Origin of the sequence: Mesorhizobium sp. M7A.F.Ca.US.002.01.1.1, from assembly GCF_004022955.1 — a bacterium.
In the GTDB taxonomy this organism is placed as follows: Bacteria; Pseudomonadota; Alphaproteobacteria; order Rhizobiales; family Rhizobiaceae; genus Mesorhizobium; species Mesorhizobium ciceri.
In genome coordinates this window covers 1-4,600 of the sequence record NZ_RZQE01000469.1, presented here as the reverse complement: position 1 = coordinate 4,600, position 4,600 = coordinate 1, and the positions used below count along the sequence as shown (strand labels likewise).

5 protein-coding genes and 1 pseudogene are annotated in these 4,600 nt (G+C 61.2%); 4 read left to right on the top strand and 2 right to left on the bottom strand.

From position 1 onward, the window contains the following. Both EN932_RS29855 and EN932_RS29850 read right to left on the bottom strand, forming a co-directional pair. On the bottom strand, positions 1-168 hold a 168-nt coding region (locus EN932_RS29855; RefSeq protein WP_164890681.1), incomplete at its 3' end, for a toprim domain-containing protein. A 357-nt stretch (positions 169-525) separates the two neighbouring features. Next, on the bottom strand, positions 526-903 hold the full coding sequence (locus EN932_RS29850; protein ID WP_024503571.1) for a hypothetical protein: 378 nt from the start codon (positions 901-903) through the stop codon (positions 526-528). A 185-nt stretch (positions 904-1,088) separates the two neighbouring features. On the opposite strand from EN932_RS29850, the gene EN932_RS29845 reads away from it, so the two are divergent. The 4 genes and pseudogenes from EN932_RS29845 to EN932_RS29830 all read left to right on the top strand — a co-directional run. Beyond that, positions 1,089-1,835 carry a cytochrome c biogenesis CcdA family protein gene (locus EN932_RS29845; protein WP_013531914.1) on the top strand — a complete coding sequence of 249 codons (747 nt, stop codon included), beginning with the start codon at positions 1,089-1,091 and terminating at the stop codon, positions 1,833-1,835. 81 nt (positions 1,836-1,916) lie between these two features. Next, positions 1,917-2,354, top strand: a complete 438-nt coding sequence (locus EN932_RS29840; RefSeq protein WP_013531913.1) for a hypothetical protein — start codon at positions 1,917-1,919, stop codon at positions 2,352-2,354. Positions 2,355-2,501: 147 nt separating this feature from the next. Continuing rightward, the gene (gene glmU / locus EN932_RS29835; RefSeq protein WP_127385586.1) at positions 2,502-3,860 is read left to right on the top strand and encodes a bifunctional UDP-N-acetylglucosamine diphosphorylase/glucosamine-1-phosphate N-acetyltransferase GlmU; all 1,359 of its coding nucleotides are present in this window, start codon (positions 2,502-2,504) and stop codon (positions 3,858-3,860) included. A 171-nt stretch (positions 3,861-4,031) separates the two neighbouring features. Continuing rightward, positions 4,032-4,600: pseudogene (locus tag EN932_RS29830) on the top strand (glutamine--fructose-6-phosphate aminotransferase); the annotation flags it as partial.

Sequence of the window (4,600 nt, the reverse complement as noted above, 5' to 3'; positions counted from 1 at the left end):
GGTGTCGACCGCCCAGGACATGGCGAAATCCTCATCCGGACGCACCGAGCCATCCTTGGCCGGCAAGTCCCTGATATGGCCGAACGAGGCCAGAACCTTGTAGTTCTTGCCGAGGTATTTGTTGATTGTCTTCGCCTTGGCCGGCGATTCGACGACGACGACGTCCATGAGGTCTCATATCAGCTGTGGTGCGGCAGAAGAATTCCGCTGCGCGCGACGAAATCTCGTTCTATTTGTCGCTCACATGGCCGCGCTTTTGCATCCGGTCAAGGGGAAGCGCCCAAATTGCGGGCCGGTCCGCAGCAATACACTCTTAGAGTGTATGGAGAAAATCACAGAATTTGGGAAAGGCAGATGGTGGGCCTGAGTCAGCGGAAACGACCCGATTCATTTTTCCGCCGAGTCGTTGAAATGCTGCCCAAACCAGGACGGGCGACATTATAACGCTGTTCGATGCCGGCCGCCGGGTGGCATGGAGATGCCCGGCGACCAGCCCTTGTCCCGCCAGCAGCGGGACTGGCGTGCTTAGTCGGCCTTGACGATATGCCAGACTTCGCCGACGCCGTCGCCGGTCACATCGCCGGGCTTTTTGTCCTTTATGAAGGTGTAGACCGGCTTGCCGTCATAGGCCCACATCTTGGTGCCGTCGGTGCGGTCGACGACGCTCCACTCGTCATCCGCCTTGGCGCCGGCTTCGGCTTTCAGCGGCGGCCAGTTGGTGGCGCATTTGTCGTAGCAGTTGCTCTTGCCCTTCTCGTCCTTGTCATAGGTGTAAAGCGTCATGCCATTGGCGTCGGTGTAGATCTTGGCGCCATTGACCTCGGCTTCCTTCCACGCGTCGGCAGCGAAGGATGCGGCGGTGCTGAGCAGAAGCGCTGCCAGTCCTGCGGTTATGGTTTTCATGGAAATCTCCTGACTGATATCTGGAGACGCGCGGGAAATCGCGGCCTCACAGCATCAACGCCTGCGGGCTGTCGTTTCTTCCTGGCAAGTGCGTCGGGCAATGGATGATCTTGCCAACACAATGGTGATTGGTGGACAAGGCTGCGCGTCGCTATATCGGCGTCACGACATTGGAGTTCTTGGAAATGGCATTGGACATCGGCTATGTCAGCGCGGTCGGGGCTGGGGCGATTTCGTTCCTGTCGCCTTGCGTGCTGCCGCTGGTGCCGCCTTATCTCTGTTATATGGCCGGCGTCTCGGTCGACGATTTCCGTGGCAATGCGGGTGCGACAGCGCGTGAAGGCGCACGCGGCGCGCTGATCTATTCTTCGATCGCCTTCGTGCTCGGCTTCTCGACCGTCTTTGTCGCGCTCGGCGCCGGCGCCTCGACCATCGGCCGGCTGCTACGCGTCTGGCAGGAGCCGCTGGCCATGGGCGCAGGCGTGCTGATCATCCTGATGGGCCTGAATTTCCTCGGCGTCCTGCGCATTCCGCTGCTGTCACGCGAGGCGCGCTTCCAGTCACAGGGAAAGCCGGCAAGTGCGGTCGCGGCCTATGTCATGGGGCTGGCTTTCGCCTTCGGCTGGACGCCCTGCATCGGCCCGGTTCTGGGACCGATCCTGACGCTGGCCGGCGGCCGTGAAACGGTGGGCGAGGGCGCGCTGCTGCTCGCCGCCTATTCGCTCGGGCTGGGCATCCCGTTCCTGATCGCCGCGCTGTTTTCCGGCGCCTTCATGCGCTTCCTCGGCAAATTCCGCGTCCATCTCGGCCGCGTCGAAAAGGCCATCGGCGCGCTGCTGGTGATCGCCGGCGTGTTTTTTCTGACTGGTGGCGTGCAGACCGTGTCGTATTGGCTGCTGGAGAATTTTCCAGTGCTGGGGCGGCTGGGGTAGTCTCCCCCGCACGGGAACGATGCACACCAGCCCGCATTTGCAGTGCCGTTGACCAACACTTTTTCGAGCCGGGAGGCGAGAATGGTAGCCAAGGCGGATGTGCGAAAATTCTTCAAGGCCTATGAGAAAATCTACAATGACGCGATCGCCGACACCGTCGATCTCAACGACGTCGCGGACATGTATTCGGCGGGTTTTGTCTCGGTGACGCCGGCGGCGGTCATGGTTGGCGAGAATGGCGAGCAGTTGAAGGCCATTATGACAAAGGGTTTTGAGGCCTATCGTGCCCTCGGCAGCAAGAGAATGACCTGCGTCGATGTCTCGGTGATGCCAATCGATCAGGACCATTGCGTGGCTGAGGTAAACTGGTCCGGTGACTATGAACGCAAGGATGGGAGTCTCGTGACCATCGACTTTGCGATCAACTATCTCGTCGAAAAGCGCGATGGCAAGCTGAAGGTGTTTGGCTGGATATCGGGTGACGAGCAGGCGGAATTCAGGAAACACGGCCTGTTGTAGGGGTGCTGACTGCCGAATTCTGTCCTAAGACCCGCTGATTAAGAGTCAGCTGCTCCGCCATCTCACCGGAATTTAACCGCATTGGTGAAGCATGGGCCCACTGCTACCCTGTCTTGATTCCCAACCCTTTCATATGGTTGCCCATCCATGAGCCAGAGATCCTGCCTGTCCGTCATCCTCGCCGCCGGCGAAGGCACGCGCATGAAGAGCGTGCTGCCGAAGGTGCTGCACCAGATTGCCGGGCTGCCGATGGTCGCCCATGTGGTGAAGGCAGCGGAAGAGGCGGGTGCCGGCAGCCAGGCACTGGTGATCGGCCATGGCGCCGACGAGATGCGCAAGGCCGCGGCAAAGTTCGCGCCCAAGGCCGAGACTTTCGTGCAGGAAAAGCGCCTTGGCACCGCGCACGCCGTGCTTGCCGCGCGCGATGCAATATCAAAGGGTTATGACGATATCCTGGTCATGTTCGGGGACACGCCGCTGATCGATGCAGATGCGCTGACCATGGCGCGGCTGAAACTGGCTGAAGGCGCTGCCGTCGTCGTGATCGGCTTCCGCCCGCCCAGTCCGACTGGTTATGGCCGGTTGATCGAAAAGGACGGCAAGCTGACCGCCATCCGCGAGGAGAAGGACTGCTCCGAGGAGGAGAGGAAAATAACCTTCTGCAATGCCGGCATGATGGCGGTGGCCGGCGCCCATGCGCTGGCGCTGCTCGATCGGGTCGGCAACAAGAATGCAAAGGGCGAGTATTATCTCACCGACATTGTCGAGATCGCCAGTGCGCGAGGCCTCGATGTCGTGGCCACCGAAGCCAGTTTCGAAAGCGCACTCGGCATCAACAACCGCGCCGAACTGGCGCAAGCCGAAGCTATCTGGCAGGCGCGCCGGCGGCATGAGGCGATGCTGTCGGGCGTGACGCTGATCGCGCCGGAGACCGTGTATTTCTCGCATGACACCGAGATTGGCACTGATACCATCGTCGAGCCCAATGTCTGGTTCGGTCCGGGTGTGAAGATTGCCACGGGCGCCAAGGTCCATGCCTTCAGCCATATCGAGGGCGCCACCATTGCGTCGAATTGCGATGTCGGGCCGTACGCGCGGCTGCGGCCGGGCGCCGATCTCAGGAACAAGGCCAAGGTCGGCAATTTCTGCGAGGTCAAGCAGGCGGTCATCGAAGAGGGCGCCAAGGTCAACCATTTGACCTATATCGGCGACGCCCGTGTCGGTGCTGGGGCCAATATCGGCGCCGGCACCATTACCTGCAATTATGACGGCTATTCGAAATTCTTCACGGACATCGGCGAGGGCGCTTTTGTCGGCTCCAATTCGTCGCTGGTGGCGCCTGTCACCATCGGCAAGGGCGGCTACATCGCCTCAGGCAGCGTGATCACCGAAAGCGTGCCCGACGACGCGCTGGCCTTCGGCCGCGCCCGCCAGAAGACCATTCCAGGCAAGGGCAAGGAGTTGCGCGAGCGCTTTGCTTCGGCGGCGGCGGCGAAGAAAAAGTAAGACCAGCCCGCAACCGAACGATTGCAGTAACCGGATTGCAAGAGCGGCCTGTCATGGTGCATCGACAGAATGAGCGTTCCGTTATACGGGACGAAATGCAATGTGACTTTCCACGGCAGGCCGGCCATCCCTAAATAGCGCTGGTTTTCCGGGGAATCGGGGGCTTTCTGCATGTGCGGTATCGTTGGAATCGTCGGCCACTCGCAGGTTGCGCCGCTCATCGTCGATGCGCTGAAGCGGTTGGAGTACCGTGGCTATGATTCGGCCGGCGTCGCGACCATCGAGCGTGGCGAACTCGCCCGCCGCCGCGCCGAAGGCAAGTTGATCAACCTGGAGCGCCGGCTCAAGGACGAGCCGCTCGATGGCACGATCGGCATCGGCCACACGCGCTGGGCGACGCATGGCGTGCCCAACGAGACCAATGCGCATCCGCATTTTTCCGACGGCGTCGCCATCGTCCACAACGGCATCATCGAGAATTTCGCCGAACTGCGCGACGAACTGGTCCGCGACGGCTATTCTTTTTCGTCGCAGACCGACACCGAGGTCGTGGCGCATCTGGTGGCCCGCGAACTCGCCAAGGGGCTGAAGCCGGTCGAAGCCGCGCACCAGGCGCTGAAGCGGCTGGAAGGCGCATTTGCGCTGGCGATCATGTTCAAAGGCGACGAGGATTTGATCGTCGGCGCCCGCAATGGTCCGCCTTTGGCCGTCGGCCATGGCGATGGCGAGATGTTCCTGGG

What these genes read in the sequence shown, in the direction of transcription:
- EN932_RS29850 (WP_024503571.1), bottom strand. Translation starts at nt 903, where the DNA reads ATGAAAACCATAACCGCAGGACTGGCAGCGCTTCTGCTCAGCACCGCC.
- EN932_RS29840 (WP_013531913.1), top strand. Translation starts at nt 1,917, where the DNA reads ATGGTAGCCAAGGCGGATGTGCGAAAATTCTTCAAGGCCTATGAGAAA.
- EN932_RS29845 (WP_013531914.1), top strand. Translation starts at nt 1,089, where the DNA reads ATGGCATTGGACATCGGCTATGTCAGCGCGGTCGGGGCTGGGGCGATT.
- glmU (WP_127385586.1), top strand. Translation starts at nt 2,502, where the DNA reads ATGAGCCAGAGATCCTGCCTGTCCGTCATCCTCGCCGCCGGCGAAGGC.